The organism is Parapusillimonas granuli (assembly GCF_013416525.1).
Lineage (GTDB): Bacteria > Pseudomonadota > Gammaproteobacteria > Burkholderiales > Burkholderiaceae_B > Parapusillimonas > Parapusillimonas granuli.
This window is the reverse complement of the sequence record NZ_JACCEM010000006.1, coordinates 274664-297464: the sequence shown is the minus strand read 5'-3', so window position 1 is coordinate 297464 and position 22801 is coordinate 274664. Positions and strand designations below refer to the sequence as shown.

General features: G+C 67.5%; 20 protein-coding genes and 1 pseudogene. 8 read left to right on the top strand and 13 right to left on the bottom strand.

Going from position 1 to position 22801, the window contains the following annotated elements:
- Window positions 1-30: 30 nt before the first annotated feature.
- Window positions 31-573: a VOC family protein gene (locus H0A72_RS22200; protein WP_246437065.1), complete on the bottom strand. Its 543-nt coding sequence runs from the start codon at window positions 571-573 to the stop codon at window positions 31-33.
- A 15-nt stretch (window positions 574-588) separates the two neighbouring features.
- A pseudogene (locus tag H0A72_RS22195) lies at window positions 589-978 on the bottom strand (YybH family protein); the annotation flags it as partial.
- 122 nt (window positions 979-1100) lie between these two features.
- On the opposite strand from H0A72_RS22195, the gene H0A72_RS13315 reads away from it, so the two are divergent.
- Window positions 1101-1772, top strand: a complete 672-nt coding sequence (locus tag H0A72_RS13315; protein WP_180156074.1) for a winged helix-turn-helix transcriptional regulator — start codon at window positions 1101-1103, stop codon at window positions 1770-1772.
- A 13-nt stretch (window positions 1773-1785) separates the two neighbouring features.
- Here the strand turns inward: H0A72_RS13315 and H0A72_RS13310 are convergent, their stop codons facing one another.
- Window positions 1786-2685 carry a DMT family transporter gene (locus H0A72_RS13310; RefSeq protein ID WP_180156072.1) on the bottom strand — a complete coding sequence of 300 codons (900 nt, stop codon included), beginning with the start codon at window positions 2683-2685 and terminating at the stop codon, window positions 1786-1788.
- Between the two features lie 140 nt (window positions 2686-2825).
- Here H0A72_RS13310 and epsC point away from each other — a divergent pair, with 140 nt between their 5' ends.
- The gene (gene epsC / locus H0A72_RS13305) at window positions 2826-3785 is read left to right on the top strand and encodes a serine O-acetyltransferase EpsC (protein ID WP_180156070.1); all 960 of its coding nucleotides are present in this window, start codon (window positions 2826-2828) and stop codon (window positions 3783-3785) included.
- Between the two features lie 22 nt (window positions 3786-3807).
- Here epsC and H0A72_RS13300 read toward each other — a convergent pair whose 3' ends face one another.
- The 3 genes from H0A72_RS13300 to H0A72_RS13290 are packed head-to-tail and all read right to left on the bottom strand — an operon-like array spanning window position 3808 to window position 6472.
- Window positions 3808-4773, bottom strand: a complete 966-nt coding sequence (locus H0A72_RS13300; protein ID WP_180156068.1) for a Bug family tripartite tricarboxylate transporter substrate binding protein — start codon at window positions 4771-4773, stop codon at window positions 3808-3810.
- Between the two features lie 42 nt (window positions 4774-4815).
- The gene (locus H0A72_RS13295) at window positions 4816-5133 is read right to left on the bottom strand and encodes an AtuA-related protein (protein WP_180156066.1); all 318 of its coding nucleotides are present in this window, start codon (window positions 5131-5133) and stop codon (window positions 4816-4818) included.
- Window position 5134: 1 nt separating this feature from the next.
- Window positions 5135-6472, bottom strand: a complete 1338-nt coding sequence (locus tag H0A72_RS13290) for an acyclic terpene utilization AtuA family protein (RefSeq protein WP_180156064.1) — start codon at window positions 6470-6472, stop codon at window positions 5135-5137.
- Window positions 6473-6600: 128 nt separating this feature from the next.
- Between H0A72_RS13290 and H0A72_RS13285 the strand changes: the two genes are divergently transcribed.
- Window positions 6601-7545 carry a LysR family transcriptional regulator gene (locus H0A72_RS13285; protein ID WP_180156062.1) on the top strand — a complete coding sequence of 315 codons (945 nt, stop codon included), beginning with the start codon at window positions 6601-6603 and terminating at the stop codon, window positions 7543-7545.
- Window positions 7546-7556: 11 nt separating this feature from the next.
- Here H0A72_RS13285 and H0A72_RS13280 read toward each other — a convergent pair whose 3' ends face one another.
- From H0A72_RS13280 to H0A72_RS13260, 5 genes are all read right to left on the bottom strand, one after another.
- Window positions 7557-8249 carry an aspartate/glutamate racemase family protein gene (locus tag H0A72_RS13280; protein ID WP_180156061.1) on the bottom strand — a complete coding sequence of 231 codons (693 nt, stop codon included), beginning with the start codon at window positions 8247-8249 and terminating at the stop codon, window positions 7557-7559.
- A 71-nt stretch (window positions 8250-8320) separates the two neighbouring features.
- Window positions 8321-9151, bottom strand: a complete 831-nt coding sequence (locus tag H0A72_RS13275; protein WP_180156059.1) for a type 2 periplasmic-binding domain-containing protein — start codon at window positions 9149-9151, stop codon at window positions 8321-8323.
- Window positions 9152-9161: 10 nt separating this feature from the next.
- On the bottom strand, window positions 9162-9935 hold the full coding sequence (locus tag H0A72_RS13270) for an ABC transporter permease (RefSeq protein ID WP_180156057.1): 774 nt from the start codon (window positions 9933-9935) through the stop codon (window positions 9162-9164).
- 121 nt (window positions 9936-10056) lie between these two features.
- The gene (locus tag H0A72_RS13265) at window positions 10057-11052 is read right to left on the bottom strand and encodes an ABC transporter substrate-binding protein (RefSeq protein WP_180156055.1); all 996 of its coding nucleotides are present in this window, start codon (window positions 11050-11052) and stop codon (window positions 10057-10059) included.
- Window positions 11049-11822, bottom strand: coding sequence for an ABC transporter ATP-binding protein (locus H0A72_RS13260; RefSeq protein WP_180156053.1), 774 nt, complete (start codon window positions 11820-11822; stop codon window positions 11049-11051). Before H0A72_RS13260 ends, H0A72_RS13265 begins: the two co-directional genes overlap by 4 nt.
- Before the next feature lie 240 nt (window positions 11823-12062).
- Between H0A72_RS13260 and H0A72_RS13255 the strand changes: the two genes are divergently transcribed.
- On the top strand, window positions 12063-12611 hold the full coding sequence (locus H0A72_RS13255; protein WP_180156051.1) for a hemerythrin domain-containing protein: 549 nt from the start codon (window positions 12063-12065) through the stop codon (window positions 12609-12611).
- 7 nt (window positions 12612-12618) lie between these two features.
- On the opposite strand, the gene H0A72_RS13250 is transcribed toward H0A72_RS13255, so the two are convergent.
- Both H0A72_RS13250 and H0A72_RS13245 read right to left on the bottom strand, forming a co-directional pair.
- A complete protein-coding gene (locus H0A72_RS13250) occupies window positions 12619-16113 on the bottom strand; it encodes an ATP-binding protein (protein ID WP_180156049.1) in 3495 nt (1164 codons plus the stop codon).
- Between the two features lie 2 nt (window positions 16114-16115).
- Window positions 16116-17378 (bottom strand): metallophosphoesterase, encoded by a 1263-nt coding sequence (locus tag H0A72_RS13245; protein ID WP_180156047.1) that lies wholly within the window; start codon window positions 17376-17378, stop codon window positions 16116-16118.
- Window positions 17379-17571: 193 nt separating this feature from the next.
- Here H0A72_RS13245 and H0A72_RS13240 point away from each other — a divergent pair, with 193 nt between their 5' ends.
- The 4 genes from H0A72_RS13240 to lysS all read left to right on the top strand — a co-directional run bounded on the left by H0A72_RS13240 (window position 17572) and on the right by lysS (window position 22779).
- Window positions 17572-19302: a methyl-accepting chemotaxis protein gene (locus H0A72_RS13240; RefSeq protein ID WP_180156045.1), complete on the top strand. Its 1731-nt coding sequence runs from the start codon at window positions 17572-17574 to the stop codon at window positions 19300-19302.
- 83 nt (window positions 19303-19385) lie between these two features.
- Window positions 19386-20490 (top strand): peptide chain release factor 2 gene (gene prfB, locus H0A72_RS13235; RefSeq protein WP_180156043.1). Its coding sequence is split into 2 segments (ribosomal slippage): window positions 19386-19466 and window positions 19468-20490, totalling 1104 coding nucleotides; the frame shifts between segments, so codons are not numbered across the junction.
- Between the two features lie 2 nt (window positions 20491-20492).
- On the top strand, window positions 20493-21245 hold the full coding sequence (locus H0A72_RS13230) for an SDR family oxidoreductase (protein ID WP_180156041.1): 753 nt from the start codon (window positions 20493-20495) through the stop codon (window positions 21243-21245).
- 13 nt (window positions 21246-21258) lie between these two features.
- Window positions 21259-22779 (top strand): lysine--tRNA ligase, encoded by a 1521-nt coding sequence (gene lysS, locus H0A72_RS13225; protein ID WP_180156039.1) that lies wholly within the window; start codon window positions 21259-21261, stop codon window positions 22777-22779.
- Window positions 22780-22801: the final 22 nt, after the last annotated feature.

The following is a 22801-nucleotide window of genomic DNA, read 5'->3' as shown; positions in this document are numbered from 1 at the left end:
CATACAACCGATCCGCCCAGCCTCCATCGCTCAGGCTCCCGGCTGGGGCGATGACGCGCACATTTCCGGAGAGCCGATCATCTTGCGGCCGGCCTCTTCGATTTCCTCCGGCGTCAAATCCCTGACGTGGCTGGCGATCGACCAGCGGTGGCCGTATGGGTCTTCGTAGACGCCGTAGCGGTCGCCCCAGAACATGTCGCGCACCGGCAGCATGGCTTTCGCGCTCGCCTCGTCCAGTTTCTTCGCCTGGGCATCCACGTCGCGGACGTAAAGGTGGATGCCGACCGGCGTGCCCTTGAGCTGCCTGGGGCCGGGCGCCCCCCATTCCAGGTTTTCTTCCGCAAGAAACACGGCGGATTCGCCTATGCGCAGGCAGGCATGGACGATTTTGCCGTCCGGCCCATGCAGCCTGGATTCTTCCCGGGCGTCGAACGCCTTCTTGTAGAACTCGATGGCGCCGGCCGCGTCCTTGCACACCAGGTGCGGCGTCACGGCGCTCATGCTCGGCGGTATCGGGCTCACGGCTCCGCCGCCATCCGGCTGGAGATCGAACAGCGCCTTCCAGGACCGCATGTCGAAGGGCGCCGAGAAATGCTCGTGCTCGATCAGCCATTTATCGCCCTGGCGGCGATAGACCGAGGTCATGCGCATCCATGAGGCCTGTTCCTTGCCTTGCTCGTCGACCATCCCGCAGCGGATCAGCCCGTAGGCGCAAGCGAAATCGCCCGCGACGTGTATGACCGGGTCCCGCAATTGGAAGATCATGGGGCCCGGGCACATTTCCATGCAGGCCTTCCAGTGCGCCCCATAGGCCTGCGCGCCCTTGAACTGCAAGGCCTGCACGGCGTCGAACGCCAGCACCTCATCCGCATAGTGCGCCATGATGGCCTGGACATCGCCCCTGCCGAGCGCGCCGACCCATGTTTTCATCGTGCGCTCGACTTCGCCGCGCGCGGTATTGCTGTCAATCTCGTGCATCGTCTTCTCCTGTCGTGAAAATTTGAGGAGGGTTCCACACCCTGGTTCAAATTTACCATCATGAAGTCCTAAAAAACAACTAAACAGATTTTTTTTAGGAGTTTGGTGGTATACTGTTACGCATGGCAATAAAACGAAGCTACTCCGACGGCTGCGCGGCGGCGCATGCGCTCGATCTCGTGGGCGAGCGCTGGGCGCTGCTCATCGTGCGCGAACTGCTGCTGGGCCCCAAGCGCTTCACGGACCTTCGCGCCGGCCTGGCGGGCATCAGTCCCAATGTGCTCACCCAAAGGCTGGGCGAGCTGGAAGCCGCTTTCGTGCTCAGGCGCCGCAAGCTGCCTCCTCCCGCCAGCGCCTGGGCCTACGAGCTCACCGATTGGGGGCGCGAACTGGAGCCCGCGGTCATGGAACTGGTGCGCTGGGGGCTGCGGTCGCCGGCATTCATCCGCGGCGCGCCGCTGGGGGTGGACGCCCTGGTCCTGTCATTCAAAGCCCTGGCCTGTCCCCGGCGTCTGCATGGGCGCGAACTGCGCATCCAGCTGCAGCTCGAAGGCCAGGCATTCCTCGTCGAAGCCGGCGGCGGCGAACTGAAGGTCCGGCGCGGGGAAGACGAGCACGCCCGGGCCTGCGCCACAACCGATACACAGACCTTGCTGCGGCTCGCGTATGGCAAGGCGGACCTGCATGAAGCGCTGCGGTCCGGCAAGCTCACGCTGTCGGGGGACCCCGCGGCCCTGCAGGCCTTCTTCGACCTGTTCGCGCTGCCCGGTCCGGCGCCGCAAGCGGGCGCGTAAGGCCGGCCGCTGCCTAGCGCCGGGTGGAAAACCAGATGCCGCCGACGATCAGGGCGAAGGCCGCGGCATGGTACAGATGCGGCATTTCGCCCAGGAAGGCCGAGGACATCAGCGCCGCGAACAAAGGCGTCAGGTTGCTGAAGAAGCCGGCCGTGGCCGGCCCCGCCCGCTGCACCCCTATGCCCCAGCACATGAAGGCGATGATGGCCGGGCCCACCGCCACGTACAGCAGCGCCGCGCCCAGCGGCAGGCTCCATTCGATCGCGGCGCTCGACAGCGCCCATTCCCCGGCGGCGAACAGGCCCGACCACATCACGCCGAAAGACAGTTGCGCGACCAGGAAAGTGGCCCAGTTCCGCCGGATCTCGGGCGTGTCGGCCGACTGCACCAGCATCCAGCTATAGAAGGCCCAGATTATGGTCGCGACGATCATGAAGATGTCGCCGGCGACGAAACGCAGCTGCAGCAGCTGCTGCCATTCGCCGCGCCCCAGCACCACCAGCACGCCCGTCAGGGACAGCATGGCGCCCAGCAACTGCCGGCCGGCGATGCGGCTGCGAAAGAACAGCATGCCGATCAGCAGCATCCACACGGGCATGCTCGCCCCCACCAGGGTGACGTTGATGGGCGTGGAGCTGTGCAGGGCCAGATACTGCAGGCCGTTGTACAGGCCGATGCCCAGCAGGCCGAGCATGGCGTAGCGCCGCCGCAGCCGCCACAGGCCGCTGCCCTTCTTGAATACCGAATACCCGAGGGGGATCACGAAAACGGCGGCGATCAGCCAGCGCAGGAAATTGAGGGTGATGGGCGGGATCATTTCGATGACCAGCCGCCCCACCACCGCATTGCCCGCCCAGAGCAGCGGCGGAACCAGTAAAAGCAGGACGGTCGACGGGCTGAGCTTGTGATCCATTGATGCGTGAGTCTGTTGCGGTTTCGTTGAAATAGGTTGGTATCATAATTGTTTCCGCAGCATCATTTGCGCTTCACCCCACCATTCATGCCGTGAATCGCGCGGATGCGCCGCCCAACGGTTCAGGCAGGAGACCCTACATGGCAGTTTTCGAGATCAACCACATCGTCCAGTCCCTCAATGCCATCCGGCAGGACTGGCGCACCCTGCAAGGGCGTTCGCTGGAACCCGGCGGGCGCGAATTCCCCTCGCCGCAGGCGCTGTCCCGCATACTCGACGACCTGAAAGGCGTGTTGTTCCCCATGCGCCTGGGGCCGCTGGACCTGCGCCAGGAAAGCGAGGACTTCTACATCGGCCATACGCTCGATTCGGCCCTGCACGCCCTGCTGGGCCAGGTGATGCTGGAACTGAGCTACCAGGCCCGCCATGAGCCCGATGCGCAAATCGACGTCGAGGCGCGCGCCGTATCGGTGGTGCAGGCCTTCGCAAGCTCGCTGCCCGACATCCGCCGGCTGCTGGATTCCGACGTGCTCGCGGCCTACCAGGGCGACCCCGCCGCGCGCAGCGTGGACGAGGTGCTGCTTTGCTATCCGGGCGTGCTGGCCATGATCCACCACCGCATCGCGCATCAGTTCTACAAGCAGGGCCTGCCTTTGCTCGCCCGCATGTCGTCCGAGATCGCCCATTCCCTGACGGGCATCGACATCCACCCGGGCGCGCAAATCGGGGAAAGCTTTTTCATCGACCACGGCACGGGCGTGGTCATCGGCGAAACCACCATCATCGGCAAGGGCGTCCGCATCTATCAGGCCGTCACCCTGGGCGCCAAACGCTTTCCCACCGACGCGAACGGCAAGCTCGAGAAAGGCCTGCCCCGCCACCCCATCGTCGAAGACGACGTGGTCATCTACGCGGGCGCCACGATACTGGGCCGCGTCACCCTGGGCCGCGGCTGCACCATAGGCGGCAACGTCTGGCTGATCCACGACGTGCCGCCCGGCAGCCACGTCACCCAGGCCGACTCGCTGGGCACGCGCAGCTGCGACCCGGCGGTGGAAGAACCCCACCAGCGGCCCGGCGGCGGCTTGAAAAGCGCCTGAGCCGCGGCCGCCGGCCCCCGCATCAACCCTTCTCGATGCCGGCCTTGGTGATGATCTCGCCCCATTTCCTGGTTTCGTCCGCCTGGAACTTCGCGAGTTCGTCCGGCGTCGTCACGTATACGTCGACGCCGCTGCGCCCATAGAAGGCCGACTTGGCGCCTGGGCTCTGCGCCGCGCGGGTCAGCAGCTCGTGCAGCTTCGCGATGACCGGCTCCGGCGTCTTGGCGGGCGCATAGGCCGCGAACCAGTAGCCGATGTCATAGCCCGGCACGCCGGCCTCCTCGATGGTGGGCACATCGGGCGCCAGCGACGAGCGGGTCTTGGCCGAATAGCCCAGCGCGCGCAGCTTCCCGCTCTTGATGTGCGGCAGCCCCGTCGACGTATCGGTGATCATCATGTCGATCTGCCCGCCCAGCAGATCCGTGACCGCGAAAGTATTGCTTTTGTACGGCACGTGCAGGATTTTCACATCGGCCAGCTGCTGGAACAGTTCGCCCGCCACCCGGCTGGAAGAACTGCCGCTGCCGAAGGTCAGGGTGCCGGGCTCCTTCTTTGCCAGCGCGATGAAATCCTTCACGCTCTTTACCGGCGACTCGCTGTTCACCACCATGATCTGCCCACCTTTGCCCAGCGCCGTGATCGGCGTGAAGTCCTTCACGGGATCGTAGGGCAGCGACTTGAACAGATGCTCGGCCGCCGCGTGCGTGGTGTTGGTGGTGATGAAGACCGTATAGCCGTCGGGCGCGGCGCGCGCGGCCTCGTTGGCGCCGATGAAGCCGTTGCCGCCCGGCCGGTTGTCGACCACGACCTGGTGCTTGGATTCCTCGGTGATGGCCTGGCCCAGCGCGCGCGCCAGCTGGTCGGTGGCCGTGCCCGCCGCGAACGGCACCACCAGGCGGATCGGCTTGTCCGGGAACTCGGCCGCGGCCGGCGCCGCCGCCAGCGCCAGGCATAACGCGGCGAGATAGGGTAGTTTCATTGAACGCATGACATGTCTCCTTTTGGTAATGGTCATGGGCGCCGGTCTTCTTCAGCCGGCCGGGGTCTCGGGAATCTCCATGCTCAGGATGGCCGAGCTAAGCGATTTGCCGTGCGCGTCGAGCGCCAGCGATCGTGTCACGCCGCCCGCCAGGGCATCGCGCATCACGAAATTCAACGCCCCCAGGCCGGGCACGGCGTAGCGTTCCACCGTGCCGTGCACGAGGCCGGCGAAATGGGCCTTCACGCGCTCGGGCATCAGGTGCCGCTCGATCAGGGCATAGTCTTTCCGGTCGTAGACGATGACGGCAATGCTGGAAATATTGCCTTTGTCGCCGGCCCGCGCATGGGCGATGTCTCTCAATAGCATGTCAGCTCACCCTGAAATGCACGGAAGTCTTCACTTCATCGCGCGGCAGGAAAGTGGAAACCACCGCCACGATGTCCCTGGCCGATTTGGTCGCGCCGCCGCCGCCCGCCGGGCCGCAGGTGTACAGGCTTTCCACCTCGTTCGCGATGCGCATGGCCTCTTTCAGGCTGTCCGCCCGGCCCGCCACGCGGGCCCGGACCTCGTAGGGTTCCGGCGCGCCGGCGGACAAGCCGTCCCCATGCAGGGCGTTCACGCCGATCAGGTCGTAGCGCAGATCGCGGGCTTGCACGCCCGTCATCCTCAGGCGCTCGGCCACGATGTCCAGGGCCAGCCGGGCCCGCGCCAGCGCGCCGGGCCCGGCATAGGAGATCTGGCCTTCCCCGAGGTAGCTGTCCAGATAGCCCACCGACACCTTCAGCGACGCCGGCGCGGGCCGGCCGCCGGCGCCGTCGATGCGCACCCGGTCCGGGCCCAGCGCTTCGACGCGGACGCCCGAAAAATCCGCGACCACGTCGGGCGTGATGTAGGAACGGGGATCATGGATTTCGTAGAGTATCTGCTCTTTGCAGGTGGCCGGCGTCACCCGGCCGCCGCTGCCCGTCACTTTCGTGATGACGGCGGATCCGTCCTCGTGGACTTCCCCGATGGGAAAACCCAGCCGCGCCAGGCCGGGCACGTCTTTGTACCCCGGATCGGCGAAATAGCCGCCCGTGATCTGCCCGCCGCATTCCAGCAGGTGGCCGACCAGGGTTCCCCGGCCCAGGCGGTGCCAGTCGTCCATGGCCCAGCCGAATTCGTGGATGACGGGCGCCAGGACCAGCGCCGGATCGGCGGCGCGGCCGGTGATGACGACGTCGGCCCCCTGGGCCAGCGCATCGACCAGCGGCGCGGCGCCGATATAGGCGTTGGCGGACAGCAGGCGCTCGCCAAAGCGGCTGATGGGCCGGCCGGTGTCGTCCGTGTACGCGCCGGCCCGAATGCGGTCCAGGACATCGTCGCCGAGCACCGCGGCCACTTTCAGCCCCGTCAGGTTCAGCGACCGGGCGATGTCCCGCACTTTTTCGGCGGCGGCCAGAGGGTTGGCCGCGCCCATATTGGTCAGGATCCGGATCCCGCCGCGGCGGCATGCGGGCAGCACCGCGCGCATGCGGTCTTCGAGCAGGGGGTCGAAGCCCGCGGCGGGGTCGGCGGACTTGGCCCGCTGCGCCAGAGCGATCGTGCGCTCGGCCAGGCATTCGAAAATCATGTAGTCCAGGCCGCCGCGCTCCGCGAGCTCGACCGCGGGTTCGATGCGATCACCCGAATAGCCGGCGCCCGAGCCGATTCTTATGCACTTCATTCATGCCCCTGATGTTTTCGCGGCGATGGCCGGCGAGTTGAAGGGAATCCGCCATCGATTGTGGTCCTGGAAATAAATTAAGTAAAATGAAAATCTCCGATTGATTGATCGTTTTCAGGTATCAATCCATGCCCGCCAATATTTCGTCCCGGCTGCTGTATGCCTTCGTCGCGCTGGCGGAGCTGAAGCACTTCACCCGTGCGGCCGAACGTTGCAATACTTCGCAATCGGCGCTCAGCGTCATGATCCAGAAGCTGGAAGCCCAGGTGGGCACGCGGCTGTTCGAGCGCGACACCCGGAAAGTGGCGCTGACCCCGGAAGGCGAGCTGTTCGCCGAAGCGGCCCGCTCGCTCATCGCCGAAATCGAATCGGCCTTCGAGAACATGGCGGACTACGTCGCGCGCCGCCGCGGCCGGGTATCGATCGCCGCCCTGCCCTCGCTGGCCGCCACGGTGCTGCCCAGGGTCATCGCCGAGTACCGGCGGCGCTACCCGGGCGTGGCGGTGAGCCTGCACGATGCGCTGTCAGACCCTTGCCTGTCTTTGCTGCGCGCCGGCAGCGCGGACCTGGCCCTGACCGCGGCGGGCCCCAAGGCGGCCGAATTCGATGCGCGCACGCTGCTCAGCGACCCTTTCTACGTGGTGTGCCGGCGCGACCACCCTTTGGCGCGCAAGAAAACGGTGAGGCCCGCCGAACTCGCCGGCGAGGAGCTCGTGCACCTGGCCAAGTCGTCCAGCGTGCGCCAGCACGTGGACGTGCTGCTGGGCAACGCGGCGGCGCGGGATTCGGGCTTCGATGTGGAGCACCTGGCGACGGCCGCCGGCCTGGTGAAGGAGGGACTGGGGGTATGCCTGGTGCCGGAGCTCACCTTGTATCAGTTCCGGCAACTGGACCTCGTGGCCATTCCTTTGAAGTCCAGTCACAAGCGGCCGATTCTATTGGTGAAGAGGAAGGATCAGTCGCTGTCGCTGGCGGCTCAGGCGATGCTGGAGTTGATCGAGGAAGTCGCGAAGGGGGGCTGGCGGGGAGGCGAGAACGCAGCAGCCGCCACGCAAATCACGTCAAGGGCATAGACCTCTGCGCGTCACCCCAACGCGAAGTCCACCGCGCGCCCCACATGCAGCTGAGTCGTGTCATACAAAGGCACCGCGGTGTCCCCCTGCTTCACCAGCAGGCCGATTTCAGTGCAGCCCAGTATGACCGCCTGCGCGCCCCGGCGCGCCAGCTCGTCGATGATCTCGAGATAGCGCTGCCTGGACTCCGCCCGAATGCTCCCCTGGCACAACTCCTGGTAAATGATCTCGTGCACCGCCTTCCGGCCTTCGTCCCCGGGCACCATCACTTCCAGGCCGTGCCGATCACGCAGGCGGCCCTTGTAGAAATCCTGCTCCATCGTAAAAGCCGTTCCCAGCAGCCCCACTCTTTCGACCCCGTCCCGGACGAGCGCCGCGGCGGTCGGGTCGGCGATGTGCAGGAACGGAATCGAGACCGCGCGTTCGATCTCGTCCGCGACTTTGTGCATGGTGTTCGTGCACAGCAGCAGGCCATCCGCGCCCGCCGCCTCGACGCGCCTGGCGGCGTCCGCCAGCACCCGGCCGGCGGCCGGCCAGTCGCCCGCATGCTGCAGGCGCTCGATGGGCTGGAAATCCACGCTGTACAGCACGATGCGCGCGGAGTGCAGCCCGCCCAGCGCCTGCTTGATGCCCGTGTTGATACCGCGATAGTAGTCCACGGTACTTTCCCAGCTCATGCCGCCCAATAAGCCTATCGTCTTCATGTCGCCTTCCTTTCAGGACGTCAGGATGAACGGGACACTATACCCCGGGAGGCGTCCGGCCTGGGGCCCGCTCAATGGCAGTCTTCCACGACCTGGTCCAGATAGACTTCGAACGCGATGTCCTGCACGCGCCGCCGGTTCAGCTCGGCCAGCCGCCGACTTGCCTTCCATTCGCTCGCCAGCTTTCTTGCCGCGACGATGGCCGCGGCGTTCTCGCCGGGCAGGACGAAGGTCAGCGGACGAGCGGGGCCGGGCGGCAGGCTGGCGGAGAACTTCTTCCATTCGGGCAGCTTCAGCAATTCTTTCAGCATGACGTCGTCATGGACCGCCGCATCGCATTCGCCGATGCGCAGGGCCAACAGGGAATCCGCCGGCGCGCGCTGAGGCTTTTCCAGGGCGCCGAAGCGGGCCGCCATGCTTCCCACGTACAAGCCGCCCTCGGACAGGCACACCGTCCGGCCTTTCAGCTGTTCCCAGGTCTTGATGTCGGTATCGCTGCGCATGATGGCCATGGGCCGCGCCACGTATCCCGACGGCACGGCGACGACGCCGTCGGGCAGCTGCGCCTCGTCGAGCGCGGCCAGCACGGCGTCCCGGCCGTCGAGCCTGGGGACGGCGTCCCGGGATTCGTCCAGCGCCACGGCGCGCAGGGGCTTGTGCAGGCGCTCCGCCAGCGCCGCGGCCAGGTCGGCGTCGAGCGCTTCGGGAGTGCGGACTTTCGAGCCGCCGACGAAGGGCGGGGCCACGTAATGCAGGCCCACCGTCACCCGGTCGGAGACGGGCTGCGCGCCGCCGGCCGCTCCGGCGCTTGCGGCGGCAAAGGCCAGCACGGCTGCCGCCGCCGGCACCCGCCAGCGCGCCGACCGCGGCGGGGACCGGAATGAGGTAGCGGCTTTGTTCATGATGGACGACCTATACGTATTGATAACGGAGCACGCGCCGCTTGAGGTTTTCCAGGATGACCTGGTCGATCAAGGTGGCCAGCACGGCGATGGTCAGGATGTTGGCCATCACGCCGACCATGTCGGCGGTCTCGCCCGCATAGGCCAGCGACCTGCCCAGGCCTTTCCCGAAGCCGATCAGCATCTCGGCGGAAATCAGCGCGCGCCAGGCATTGCCGAAAGCCAGCTGGGCGCCGGTGATCAGCTCCGGCATCACCGCCGGCAGGTAGACGCGCCGGAGCATGTCCCAGCGGCTCGCGCCCATGACGCGCGCCGCCGAGACGTGCACCTGCAGCACGCTTTCGGTCGCGTTCATGACGGACAGCGCGGCCGGGAAAAAGGCGGACAGCGCGATCACGACGATCATCGGCATGTTGCCGAAGCCCATCATGATCAGGAACAGCGGCACCCAGGCGATGGAGGGTATCGACTGCAGGATGATGATGGCGGACTTCAGGACCTCGCGGAAGAAGAACAGAATGCCCCCGATCAGGCCGAAGCCGACGCCGAACAGCAGGGCGAAGCCGTAGCCCAGCCCCAGCCGCAGCAGGCTGCCCGACAGCGCCGCCTGGAACTCGCTGGCCCGGATGTCTTCCCAGAGCCTGACGATGACGGCCGGGACCCCGGGCATGAGGAAGTCGGGCAGCGTCCATGCGGCCGACTGCCACAGCAGCAGGATGGCAAGCACCGCTATCACCATAGCAAGCTTTTTTTGATAACCGGAGATGCGTTTTTGGGTGCTCATGTATGCCTTGAAATGAAAGACGGCCGGTGCACAGGCCGGCCATCTCTGGGGGTTGAAGACCTAGTCGCGGCCGGGGCGGCCTCGCGGCTTGCGCCGCGGGAGCCGCGCCAGCCCTATGGGTTCACAGCTTGCGGGCTTTCTGCCATTCCAGGTCGATGATGGTGCCGACGTCGAAGGGCTTGCCGTCGCGCGTCTTGAGCGCGCCCTGCCCTTGCATGATGTCGGCGATCTCCTGCATGCGGGCCTGTTCCTTGTCCGTCAGGATGGGGCTGAAGGTCTGGCTCTTGATGGCGTCGCGGATGACGTCTTCGCGCGGCACCTCGCCGTGCTTCAGCGTTTTGAGCGTGGGCTCGGAAATGAAGTAGCTGGCGATCAGCTTGGCCGCCTCTTCGGGCTTGTTCTGCAGCAGATCGATGGCGTCGCGCTGGGCGTCCAGCGACTTCCAGACGTCTTCCTTGCGCTTCTTGAGCGTATCGCCGGACGTGATCACCACCATGCAGGGGAAAGGCCAGACTTCACCGATCTCGTAGATTTGCGTGACGGGCGCGACCAGTTGCGCAATGCGCGCCTGCGGCTCGAACAGGAAGGCCGCTTCCACGCGCTTGCCCACCAGGGACTGCACCGCCACCTGCGGGCTCACGCCCATGATGGTCAGGTCGTCGGCCTTCAGGCCCGCGTCCTTGAGCACCACGCCGCGCAGGACGGTGTCGGCCGTGCTGCCTTCCTTCTGGGACGCCAGCGTGCGGCCCTTGAGGCCGGCCACGTCTTTGATGCCGGCGTCATCGCGCACGACGATGGCATGGAAGCCGTGCTGCGCGCCGCCGACCACCTTCAGGTCGGCCCCTTTGGACGACCAGGACGCGGCGTTGGTGAAGCCCAGCACGCCGGTATCCAGCTGCCCGCCCACGATGGCCTTGATCAGGTCGGTGCCCGACTTGAATTCCACCAGCTCGACGTCGAGCCCGTGCTTCTTGTAATAGCCGCCTTCGTAGGCCGCGATGGCTTGCGCATCGTCCATGACGCGCAAATAGCCCACCTTGAATTTTTCCGCGGCCACCGCCTGGCCGGCGATGGCGAACGCCGCCACGACGGGCAATATGTATCGTGCTAGCTTCATGCTGCTATTTCCTCTGGTTGGGCCGCCGCGGCATCCGCTTCCGCGTGAATGCCGAGCAAGCCGAGTATTTCTCGTCGCATTGCGGCGAATTCGGACAAATCGTGCGTTTTTTCGTGGTGCGCCAGGTTGAATTCCTTCAGCACCGTGGCCGGCCGCGCGCTGAACACCAGGATGCGGTCCGCCAGGAACAGGGCCTCGTCCACGTCGTGCGTCACGAGCAGCACGGTGGGGCCGGCTTCGCGGATCAGCTGGCGCAGGACGTCTTGCAGCGTCATGCGCGTGAGCGCGTCGAGCGCGCCGAAAGGCTCGTCCAGCAGCAAGGCCTTGGGGTGCGAGATGAATGCGCGCGCCAGAGCGGCGCGCTGGCGCATGCCCCCCGACACCTGATGCGGGAAATACTGCTCGAATCCCCGCAGCTGCACCTTTTCCAGCCAGAACGCCGCCTGCTTCAAGGCGGCGGCCTTGGCGACGCCCTGGAATTCGAGCGCCAGCGCCACGTTCTGCGCCAGGGTAAGCCAGGGATACAAGGCGTTTTCCTGGAACATCAGCGTGCGCTCCGGATGCGGCCCGCGCACCGGCGCGCCGTCGACCAGCACCTGCCCGCGCGTGGGCGTTTCCAGGCCCGCCGCCATGTGCAGCAGCGTGGATTTTCCGCAACCCGAAGGGCCGACCAGCGCGACCAGCTCGCCATCGGAGATGTCGCGGCTGAAATCAGCGATGACCCGGAGATCGGAAAATTCCTTCTCTATATTCTTGAACGACAGTTTCATGCGGATGCGGGTTCCAAATAGTCATATGAAACTTTAGCGATCCGCCTAATGCCGGACAAGAATTTTATTTCTCTATGCTTATACCTTCCAGTTATTAAGATGCCTTGCCCTGCGGCGGCGCCGGCTGCCGGCCCTGCGCAGGCCGAATGCGGAAAACGCGGCCCGCGGCATGGCGCGCCCCGCGGCCGGCCGCGTGACTTGGTAGTATAGTTAAGCGTACTTCATCATCACGGAGGCCGCATGGGCACCGAATTCCCGGGCTTCTCCGGCCCGTCGGCCAGCACCGAAGCGCCGCTGGAAATGCTGGCGGCCTGTCATGTCCGGGTGGAACGCCAATGCGCCACGCTCGAACGCCTGCTGGCGCACCTGCCTGCGCACGGCAGCGACGCCCAGGCGCGGGCCGCGGCGGCCGCCATCATCCGCTATTTCGACACGGCCGCCGTCCTGCACCATGCCGACGAGGAAACCGACCTGTTCCCGGCGCTGCTGGAATCCATGGCGGGTTCCGACGCCGTATGCATCCAGGGCCTGACGGCCGGCCTGTGCGCCGACCACCGCAGGCTGGAATCCTTGTGGCGCACCCTGCGGCCCAGCTTGCAAAGCATCGCGGCGGGCGAACCCGCCACGCCGGCGCCCGAAGCCGTGCGCGAGTTCAACCAGCTTTATGCCGCGCACATGAAGCGGGAAGACGACGAGCTCCTGCCCATGGCGGCGCGGCTGCTGTCCGACCAGGACATCGACCGCATCGGCCGCGCGATGCGGGAGCGGCGCGGGATCAAAGACGTCTGAGCCCGGCTTATTCCAGCCGTATCACGTTCAGCTCATCGCCGAAGACCGACCGGGCCAGCCCTTGGATATGGTCGTGGTGGCTCAGGAAGATCACTTGCGTGCGCCGCGCCAGGTCGGCGAGCGCCCTCAGCCCCGCCTCGGCGCGCGCATCATCGTAGTTGACGAACAAGTCGTCGGCGATGAAGGGCAAGGGCGCCGACTGCTCCAGGTGCAGCTCCAGCGCCGCCAGGCGCAAGGCCAGGTAAAGCTGGTCGCGGGTGCCGTCGCTCAGGCCGTCCATGCCGACCAGCCTGCCGTCGGCGCGCTGGCCTTGCAGCGCCATGGGCTCCCGCTCGAAATCCACGCGCAGCCTTTCAAAAGCGCCCAGGGTCAGTTTTGCGAAAATATCGCTGGCGCGCGCCAGGACCGGCCCCTGTTTTTCCTCCCGGTAGCGGTCTATGGACCAGCGCAACAGACGCGCCGCCGTATATACCTTGACATAGCGCGCGGCGGCGTCGGCCATGGCCGCCAGCGCCTCCTGCCGCCGGGCCTCGGCGCGCGCCGCCTCGTCGGAGCCGGCGATGGCGGCCAGCTCCGCTTCGGCCCGCGCCAGCTCCACCGCCAGCGCATTCTGCTGCTCCTGCGCCTCGGCCATGTCTTCCTGGATGGCGGCCAGGTCGGCCTGCAGCCGCGCGGCGTCCACCTGCGCCATCTCGGCCAGCAGGCGCTCGCGGCCGATGCCGTCGCCGTCCTCGGCCAGGCGTTTCCGCAAGCCCTGCAGCCGGGCGCTCAGCTCCCGCAAGCGGTCGGAACGGGCGATCGCCTCGGGCAGCGCCGCCGGGTCGCCCAGCCCGGCGCTTTCGAGCAAAGGCTGCAACTGGGCCTGGGCCTCGGCCGCGGCCCGTTCGGCAGCCCGCAGCTGCGCATGCTCGTCCTGGATGGCCCGCGCGATTGCGCCGGCCCGTTCGTGGTCCTGGCGCGCCTGGGCCAGCTGTCGCGCCAGTTCGCGCGACAGCGCGAACGCCGCCTGCACGCCTGAGCCGCCGTCGGGCATGGCAAGGCCGGCGGCCTGGCGAAGCGCGGCGGCCCGCGCCACGAAGGCGTCCAGCTCATGGCGCCGGGCATCGATCTGTTCCTGCCGCAAGCGCTGCAGGTCGTCGAGTCTGGCCGCCATCCCCGACAAAAGCTGCAGGGCGCCGGCGGCTTCGCCCATGGCGATGTCTTCGGGCAAGCCCGCCCGGAGGGCCGCCGCCCGCCATTCGGCGCGCCAGGCATCCAGCCGTGCCCGGGCGGCCTGGACCGCCTGCTCGGCCGCCCGCAGCATGGGCCGCGCCTCGGCCTGCCGCGCCAGCCATTCCTGGCGGCGCACCCGGGCATCGTCCGCCTCTCGTATGCAAAGCTGGGCCTGCGCGCGCAGCGCGGCCAGGCTCGCGTCGGCCGCGACGGCCTGCCCATGCTGCAGGAGCGCCCGCTCCAGCGCCTCTCGCACCCGGGACTGGGCATCGGCCAGCTCGTCCCGTTCGTCCTGCGCCCGCGCCAGCGCATGCGCCGCTTCCAGGGCGGCGTCTTTCCGGGCCAGCCAGTCGGGCAATTCCTCCAGCGCCATGCCTTCCAGGCCCAGGCCGGCCGAGCGCTCGCGCCACGCCGCCTCCTGGACCTCCAGGGCCGACGCGCATGCCTCGTGGCGGCGCCGGATGTCCTCACAGGCGGCGCGCTCCTGTTCCAGCTGCTGCGCCAGCGCCCGGTACTCGGCGGTTTCCCGCGCCTTGTCGTGACGCTGGTCCGCCAACGCGTCGGCGCGCAACACGCTGGTTTCGTAGGCGTCGGCCGCTTCGGCCGGCGGCCGGCCGCCGTCGCGTATCGACCGCCAGACGGCGTCCCGCTGCCGGCGCGCGTCGATCACGTCTTCCCGGGTCACGGGCTGATGGAGTCTCTGGAATTGTTCGGCCGACAAGGCCAGACGCCGCACGGCGGCGGCCTGGTCGTCGCGCCGGGCCGCGATCGACTTGAGATCGGCTCGGCACGACTGCCTTTCCGCGAGCCAGCCGGCCACGACCGGCGGCGCCGGCCAGTCCGCCACGGCCAGCGCTTCCGGCGACCGCGCCCAGGCGCCGAGCCGCGCCATGGCCTGCTCCAGCGCTTCCCGGCGGCGTCGGATCGCCAGGTCCGCCCGGCTGGACGCCTGTTCCGCATCGCCCAGGTCCTGCGCCTGCGCCAGCGCCGAACGAAGCTCGGCGCCCGGATCGGGCGCGGCATGGTGCTGCAATTTGGCTTCCAGGGCCTGCGCATCGGCCAGCCGGCTCGCATGCGCGGCGCCGGCCGCGTCGGCGGCCAGCGCGATGGATTCGTGTTCCCGGAGCAACTGCGCCAGGCGCTCGCGCAGCGGCAGGCCGGGCACGCGTTCCCTCAAGGCCGGCAGCCCGTCCCCGGCCGAAGGATCGGGAACGCCCCAGCCCAGCTCTTGCGCCGAACGGAGCAATTCGTCGCGCAGCAGCGCGCTCTGCGCCTCGGCCTGGGCAATGGCCGACGCATGGCCGGCATAGCGATGGCGCAGCGCATCCAGCGCCTCGATGTCGTCCCCCAGCCCGAGCAGCTTGCCGTCGACCCGCAGTGCCGCGGCGTCGGCCTCCAGCCGGGCGAGTTCGGCGCGATGGATCTCCAGGCGCTGGCCCGCCCTGGCCAGCGCCAGCTGCGCCTGGGCCAGCACCTGGGACGCGTCGGGCGGCAACGGCGCGACGCCGTCCAGCGAGCCCAACTCGCGCTCGCATGCCTCGATTTCGTGCAGCAGGGGCATGACCCGGCGCAAGCGTTCCAGCTTGGCGCGCGCCTCCTGGCGGGCCGATTGCTCCCGCCGCTGCGTCTGCATCCGTTCGGATAGCTCGCGCACGCGGTCACTGGCCCCGGCCCAGTCGCGGGTGCGCACGATGGCGTTCTTCAGGTCCGAGCTCGCCTGGTCGTAGAGGTCGCGCGCGGCGTAGTAGGCGCGCCGGGAGGATTTGGCCGGCGCCCACAAGGCGTCCGCTTCCGCCTCCAGGGCGTCGCGCACCTTGCCCAGGCCGGCGATGCCCGACGCGGACTGGAACAGGACCTGGCCGACGTCGTCCTGCGCATTCAGGATGCTGTTGCCGCCCGCCACCAGGCGTTCGTGATCCAGGCCGAACATCTTGTCGAAAAAAGCCCGATGGGCGCTTCCCAGCCAGGGCTCCAGCGTGCCGTCGGGCAAGGGGGTTTCGTCCGGCGCCCGCAGAGTGTTGCGATTGGCCTTCAGCCGCAGGAATTCCAGCACGCCGCCATCGCGCTCGATGGCGGCCCCGAGCCGGAGATCCGCCTTGGCGTGCAGGAAATCCAGCGGCGTGCGATGCGGCAGGCCGAAAAGCAGGTCCAGGACGGCGCTCCGCAAGGTGGACTTCCCGGCTTCGTTGGGCCCGATCACCAGGTGGAAGTCGGCCGGACGCAAGGGAAATTCCAGGCTGCGGTCGGTGAACTTGCCGTAGCGTATGAGATCCAGGCGCTTGAACCGCATGCCTATTCTTCCGCGTCCAGCTGCGCCATCAGCCCGGGGGCGACTTCGCGCAGCAGCCCCGACACATCGCCGGCGCGTATGTCGCGGAACCACTCGACCTCGTCCTGGAGCTCGTGCGGCGCCTTGGCGACCAGGCCCATCAGCGCCGCCCGCAGGCCGGCCACGAAGGCTTCGTCGGTGTGCGCCTCGGCGATCATGTTGCGCAGCTCGGACAAGGCTTCGGCATGATCACCGGACGGCGCTTGCCGCCGCGCCGGCGGCGCCGTGGCCAGCTTCACTTTCTCGAGCCACAGGCGATCGTGGCCCAGGGCGGCCAGCTGCGCCAGGACTTCCTCGCGCAGCCGGCGCTCCAGCCCGAAGAGCTGCCCGTGGGCCTCGCTGCGGCCCACCACCTCGACTCGCAGCGCCAAGGGGTGATCCGACGGGCTCGCGCCGTTCAGGCGCTCGAGCTCGGCGCCTATGGCGCGCACCGCCTGTTCGAACGAAGCGCAGGCGCCGACGTCGACCTCGAGCCGCTGCCAGCGCAGCACGTCGACCAGCAGGCGCTCGACCTCGGGCCGGCCGGCGTCGTCCACCGTGACCAGCACGGCGCCCTTCGGGCCGGTTTCGCGTATGTTGCGCCCCTGCAGATTGCCGGGGAATACGGCCAGCGCATCGCCGATCGCATGGACTGTGTATTCATGCACATGCCCCAGCGCCCAGTACTGATAGCCCTTGGCCTGCAGTTCCGCCAAGGAGCACGGCGCGTAGGTGGCGTGCGCCGCATTGCCTTCCAGGGCGGTGTGCAGCACCCCGATGTTGAACATGCCCGGCACCGGGTCCGGGTAGGCGGCGGCCAGGTTCTCGGTCGTGGCCGCCACCTTGAAGCTGCGGCCGTGCAAGGCGACGCCGGGGCGGTCAAGCAGATAGCTGCAGGGCTTGCGGGCGTCGAACACGTGCACGTTGTCGGGCAGCAGCAGCTTGCGCGTCATTTCGCTTTCGGCGTCATGGTTGCCGTGCAGCAGGTAGACCGGGATGCCGGCCCGCTTCAGCCGCCCCATCTGGGCGACGAAGAACAGGCCGGTGTTGTAGTCCTTCCAGTTGCCGTCGTACAGGTCCCCCGCGATCACCATGAAATCGACTTCCTCGTCGATCGCCGCCGACACCAGATTCACGAATGCCTCGCGGGTGGCGGTGCGCAGCATTTCCGTGGGCGCATCCTCGTAGGCGCTCAGCCCGACCAGGGGGCTGTCCAGATGAATGTCGGCGGCGTGGATGAATCTCACGAACGGTGTTCCTGTCGATGGCGAGGGTGAAGGCGCGCCCGCGGGGCTGCGGATCCAGCCAATACTACTACGCCCCGCCGAGCGGCGTCACGAGGCTGTCATGCTGCGGGACAATAATGGCCGCCGTACACGCTTCCCCGTCCGCGGCCCGCAAGACCCTGGTCGGCAACCTTACGAAAACAGGCATCGCGGCATGAAGAATATTTTCAGCCTGAAGAAGAGCTTCATCATTTTCCTGGTCATTCTGACCCTGCTGTCGGCGCTGGTGCTGACCGCGGTGCGCAATCTCGACCGCAGCATCGCCCATCTGAAAGACATAGAGCGCCAGCGCGAGCGGGCGACCGCCCTGGCCACGCAGTACAAGAACCTGACGCAGGCCATGACCCGCGACGTGATGGCCTTCGTGGCCAGCGAACAGCCGGAATTCCATGAAAGCTACCAGCACCTGAGCGCCGTGCTTCGCGGCCAGGCGCCCGACCGGAACGGCACGCAGCAGGCCATGATCGACCGCTTCCGCGACGCGGGCTTCACGCAGGACGAGCTTGCGCGGCTGCAGTCCGCCCACGAGCAGATCACCGAGCTGGCGAAAACCGAAGTCGAAGCCATCAGCACGGCCAAGGGCGAATTCGATGACGGCGAAGGAGGCGTGCGCATCGCCCTGCCCAACGCCTTGATGGCGAAGGTCATGATCTTCGGCCAGCAGTATGCGGAGGCCGCCGCGGGCATCGCCAGGGCGATCGATGAATTCGACGCCATGCAGTCGCGGCGGCTCGCGCGGGACGCCGAGCAAGCCGGCGCGGCGAGCGCCTTCGCCGGCCGCATCGCCGTGTCGGCGATCGCCGCTCTGCTGCTGTGCAGCGCCCTGGCGTTATGGAGCCTGTACCGCTCCGTCAAGCGCCCGCTGGATCAGGGCGTGCGGCTGGCGCAGCGGCTGGCGGCCGGCGACCTGACCGCCCGTGTCGAGGTCCTGCGGCGCGATGAGCTGGGCGAACTGCTGCACGCCCTGAACGGCATCGGCGACGGCCTGCGCTCGGCCCTGCGGGACGTGCACGCGCGCGCGGCCCGGATCGCGTCGGCTGCGCAGCAGATCGCGGACGGCAATGCCGACCTCTCCCAGCGCACGAACGAGCAGGCCGCCAACGTCACGGAAACCGCCACGGCGATGCGGCAGTTGGCGGCGACCGTCCAGCAGAACGCCGAGAGCACCGGCAGATCCCAAGGCATCGTGACGCAGGCGTCCGAATGCGCCGCCCGCGGCGGGCGCATCGTGCACGACGCGGTGGAAAGCATGCGGCGCATCTGCCGGGACGCCGGCAAGGTGCGGGACATCACGGGCCTGATCGAGAGCATCGCCTTCCAGACCAATATCCTGGCCCTGAACGCCGCCGTCGAAGCGGCGCGGGCCGGACGGCACGGCAAGGGCTTCGCGGTGGTCGCCGCCGAGGTTCGCAGCCTCGCGCTGCGCTCGGCCGAGGCGTCGCGCGACATCGAGGCCCTGATCGCCGATTCCGTCGCCCAGCTCGATGCCGGCGCCGGCCTGGTCGAGGGCGCGGGCCGGAGCATGAACGAAATCCTGGCGCCGATCGGCCAGGCCCGGGAAATCATGGGCTCGATCGCCGAGGCGTCGCACGAGCAGGCGACCGGCATCGGCGAAGTCACGCTCGCGCTTTCCCACCTCGACGCGATCACGCAGCGCAACCTGGCCATGGTGCGCGAAGCCGCGCACGCCACCCACGTCCAGCAGCGCCAGGCGGAGGGGCTCATCGCCACGCTCGCCCGCTTCAGGCTCGGGGAAGCGGACGCGCCGGCCGCGGACGCCGCGGCCGAAACCGCCGCGCCGGCGAACCCTGCCGCCGCCCCGAGGCAGCCCCCGGGCCTGCGACGGAACGGCACGGGCGATCTGCCGGCGGCCGGCTACGCCTGAAAATGGCGCGGGCGAGTACAGGTTAAAATAATGGGTTGACCCAATGAAGGCGCCCTGCGCGCCATCGCAACTCAGGAATACTTATGGAAGCCGAACGCCAGAACCAACTCGCCGCCCGCCTGGAAGACTACGCGGAGCGCCAGGCTGCCCTTCGGAGGTATCTTTGACTACGATGCCAAAGCGGAACGGCTGCATGTCGTAAACGCCGAGCTCGAAAACCCCGATGTCTGGAACGACCCCAAGCACGCCCAGGATCTGGGCCGCGAAAAGAAAAACCTGGAAAACGTCGTCGGCACGCTGACCGAGATCGCCACCGGCCTTAAAGACGCCCACGAGCTCTTCGAACTCGCGGCGGCCGATGATGACGAAGCCACCCTGCTGGCCGTCGAGCACGATGCCGAAGTCATCGGACAGCGGCTCGAAGAGCTGGAATTCCGGCGCATGTTCTCCAATCCGGCCGATCCGCTCAACTGCTTCATGGACATCCAGGCCGGCGCGGGCGGCACCGAAGCGCAGGACTGGGCCGCCATCCTGCTGCGCCAATACCTCAAGTATTGCGAACGCAAGGACTTCAAGGCCGAGATCCTGGAAGAATCGCACGGCGAAGTCGCCGGCATCAAGTCGGCCACCATCAAGATAGAAGGCGATTACGCTTTCGGCTTCCTGCGCACCGAAACCGGCGTGCACCGCCTGGTGCGCAAAAGCCCCTTCGACTCCGCCAACGGCCGGCACACCTCGTTCGCCAGCGTGTTCGTCTATCCGGAAGTCGACGACACCGTCGAAATCGAGATCAACCCCGCCGACCTGCGCGTCGACACCTACCGCGCCAGCGGCGCCGGCGGCCAGCACATCAACAAAACCGACTCCGCCGTCCGGATCACCCACCTGCCCACCGGCATCGTCGTGCAGTGCCAGAACGACCGCTCGCAGCACCGCAACCGCGCGGAAGCCATGCAGATGCTGCGTTCGCGCCTGTACGAGCTGGAGATGCGCCAGCGCATGGCCGAGCAGCAGAAGATGGAGGACGCCAAGACCGACGTGGGCTGGGGCCACCAGATCCGTTCCTATGTGCTCGACCAGAGCCGCATCAAGGACTTGCGCACCAACGTCGAGATCTCCAACACCCAGAAAGTGCTCGACGGAGACCTGGACCCGTTCATCCAAGCCAGCTTGAAACAAGGGGTATGACCATGAAAGAACGCACCGTCGCCATCGTCACCGGGGCCAGCCGCGGGCTGGGCCAGGCACTGGCCGCCGCCCTGCTGGAACAGGGCGCGCAGCTGATCGCCATCGCGCGCGGCCGCAGCGCCGAGCTCGAGCGCCTTGCCGGCCAGGGCCCGGGCGGCCTGGAACAAATCCAGGCCGATCTGTCCGATCCGGCGGCGGCCGGGCGCGTCGCCGCGCAACTGGCCGGCAGCCTGCCCAAAGACGCCGGGCGCTACCTGCTGATCAACAACGCCGGCATGGTCGACCCCGTCCGGCAGGCCGACCAGCTGGACGACGCCGGCGCGATTTCGGCCGCCTTCAGCCTGAACGTGACCAGCGTCATCCTGCTGTGCTCGGCCTTCCTGAAGGCCGTCAAGCCGCTGCAGGCCGACGCCCGCATCGTGAACATCTCATCGGGCGCGGGGCGCAGCGCGACGCCCGGCTGGGGCGTGTATTGCGCCACCAAGGCCGCCCTGGACCACTACACCCAGGTGCTGAACGCCGAGAACCACGGGGTGCGCGCCGTTTCGCTGGCGCCGGGCGTCATCGACACCGGCATGCAGCAGGCCATCCGCGCCAGCGACCCGTGCGACTTCCCCAACGTCCAGCGCTTCGAACAGATGCACCGGCAGAACCAGCTCGCCGCTCCCGCCGACGTCGCCGCCCGCATTCTGCGCTACGTGAACGAGGCCGATTTCGGCTCGACCGTGCTCGACGACATCAGAAATTACGCATAACCCGAAAAGAATCATGAACGAACCAACGCCATCCAGCCCAGTCACGGACGAAAACCACCTCATTGCCGAACGCCGTGGCAAACTGGCGAAACTGCGCGCCGATGGCGTGGCCTACCCCAACGATTTCCAGCCCGACAGCAAGGCCGCCGACCTGCACGCCGCCTACGGCGAGCAGGACAAGGAAGCGCTCGCCGCGGCCGGCCACGCCGTGAAAGTCGCCGGCCGCATGATGCTCAAGCGCGTCATGGGCAAAGCCAGCTTCGCCACCCTGCAGGACGGCAGCGGCCGCATCCAGATCTTCCTGGACAAGGCCACCGTGGGCGAAGACGCCTACGCGCGCTTCAAGACCTGGGACATCGGCGACATCATCGCGGTCGAAGGCTCGATATTCAAGACCAACAAAGGCGAGCTCTCGGTCCACGCCTCGGCGATCCGGCTGCTGGCCAAGTCCCTGCGCCCCCTGCCCGACAAGTTCCACGGCGTGGCCGACCAGGAACTGCGCTATCGCCAGCGCTATGTCGACCTGATCATGACCGAGGAAACGCGCAACACCTTCATGGCGCGCAGCAAGACCATCGGCAGCATACGGCAATACATGCTGAACGCGGGCTTTCTGGAAGTGGAAACGCCCATGCTGCACCCGATACCGGGAGGCGCGGCGGCCAAGCCCTTCGTCACGCACCACAACGCGCTCGACATGGAAATGTTCCTGCGCATCGCGCCGGAACTGTATCTCAAGCGGCTGATCGTGGGCGGCTTCGAGCGCGTCTTCGAGGTCAACCGGAACTTCCGCAACGAAGGCGTCAGCCCCCGGCACAACCCCGAATTCACCATGATGGAGTTCTACGCCGCCTACACCGACTACAAGTGGCTCATGGACTTCACCGAAGCGCTGATCCGCGAGGCGGCTATCGCGGCCTGCGGCAGCGCCCAGCTCAGCTACCAGGGCAAGCCGCTGGACCTGGGCAAGCCCTTCGATCGCCTGACCATCGTGCAAGCCATCCTGAAGCACGCGCCCCGCTACACGGAAGCGCAGCTGCTCGACGAAGCCTTCCTGCGCGGCGAGCTCAAGCGCGTGGGCGCCGACATGGACGGCCCGGCCATGGCGCGCGCAGGCCTGGGCGCGCTGCAGCTCGCCCTGTTCGAGGAAACCGCGGAATCGCAGCTCTGGGATCCCACCTACATCATCGACTACCCCGTCGAGGTGTCGCCGCTGGCGCGCGCTTCCGATACCCAATCGGGCATCACCGAGCGCTACGAGCTGTTCATAACCGGGCGCGAGATCGCCAACGGGTTTTCAGAGCTCAACGACCCGGAAGACCAGGCCGCCAGGTTCCAGGCCCAGGTCGAAGCCAAGGACGCCGGCGACGAGGAAGCCATGTACTACGATGCCGACTACATCCGGGCGCTGGAATACGGCATGCCGCCCACGGGCGGCTGTGGCATCGGGATCGACCGCCTGGTGATGATATTCACCGACAGTCCCAGCATCCGCGACGTCATTCTGTTCCCGCATTTGCGCCCGGAAGACTGAAACGGCTTTACCCGGCACCGCC

Excerpts from the sequence above, each read along its gene's own strand:
- H0A72_RS13290 (WP_180156064.1), bottom strand. The coding sequence starts at position 6,472 with ATGAAGTGCATAAGAATCGGCTCGGGCGCCGGCTATTCGGGTGATCGC.
- H0A72_RS13250 (WP_180156049.1), bottom strand. The coding sequence starts at position 16,113 with ATGCGGTTCAAGCGCCTGGATCTCATACGCTACGGCAAGTTCACCGAC.
- H0A72_RS13280 (WP_180156061.1), bottom strand. The coding sequence starts at position 8,249 with ATGAAGACGATAGGCTTATTGGGCGGCATGAGCTGGGAAAGTACCGTG.
- H0A72_RS13270 (WP_180156057.1), bottom strand. The coding sequence starts at position 9,935 with ATGAGCACCCAAAAACGCATCTCCGGTTATCAAAAAAAGCTTGCTATG.
- H0A72_RS13285 (WP_180156062.1), top strand. The coding sequence starts at position 6,601 with ATGCCCGCCAATATTTCGTCCCGGCTGCTGTATGCCTTCGTCGCGCTG.
- H0A72_RS13240 (WP_180156045.1), top strand. The coding sequence starts at position 17,572 with ATGAAGAATATTTTCAGCCTGAAGAAGAGCTTCATCATTTTCCTGGTC.
- H0A72_RS13315 (WP_180156074.1), top strand. The coding sequence starts at position 1,101 with ATGGCAATAAAACGAAGCTACTCCGACGGCTGCGCGGCGGCGCATGCG.
- H0A72_RS13230 (WP_180156041.1), top strand. The coding sequence starts at position 20,493 with ATGAAAGAACGCACCGTCGCCATCGTCACCGGGGCCAGCCGCGGGCTG.
- H0A72_RS13300 (WP_180156068.1), bottom strand. The coding sequence starts at position 4,773 with ATGCGTTCAATGAAACTACCCTATCTCGCCGCGTTATGCCTGGCGCTG.
- H0A72_RS13255 (WP_180156051.1), top strand. The coding sequence starts at position 12,063 with ATGGGCACCGAATTCCCGGGCTTCTCCGGCCCGTCGGCCAGCACCGAA.
- H0A72_RS13310 (WP_180156072.1), bottom strand. The coding sequence starts at position 2,685 with ATGGATCACAAGCTCAGCCCGTCGACCGTCCTGCTTTTACTGGTTCCG.
- H0A72_RS13260 (WP_180156053.1), bottom strand. The coding sequence starts at position 11,822 with ATGAAACTGTCGTTCAAGAATATAGAGAAGGAATTTTCCGATCTCCGG.
- H0A72_RS13275 (WP_180156059.1), bottom strand. The coding sequence starts at position 9,151 with ATGAACAAAGCCGCTACCTCATTCCGGTCCCCGCCGCGGTCGGCGCGC.
- H0A72_RS13265 (WP_180156055.1), bottom strand. The coding sequence starts at position 11,052 with ATGAAGCTAGCACGATACATATTGCCCGTCGTGGCGGCGTTCGCCATC.
- H0A72_RS13295 (WP_180156066.1), bottom strand. The coding sequence starts at position 5,133 with ATGCTATTGAGAGACATCGCCCATGCGCGGGCCGGCGACAAAGGCAAT.
- lysS (WP_180156039.1), top strand. The coding sequence starts at position 21,259 with ATGAACGAACCAACGCCATCCAGCCCAGTCACGGACGAAAACCACCTC.
- H0A72_RS22200 (WP_246437065.1), bottom strand. The coding sequence starts at position 573 with ATGCGGTCCTGGAAGGCGCTGTTCGATCTCCAGCCGGATGGCGGCGGA.
- epsC (WP_180156070.1), top strand. The coding sequence starts at position 2,826 with ATGGCAGTTTTCGAGATCAACCACATCGTCCAGTCCCTCAATGCCATC.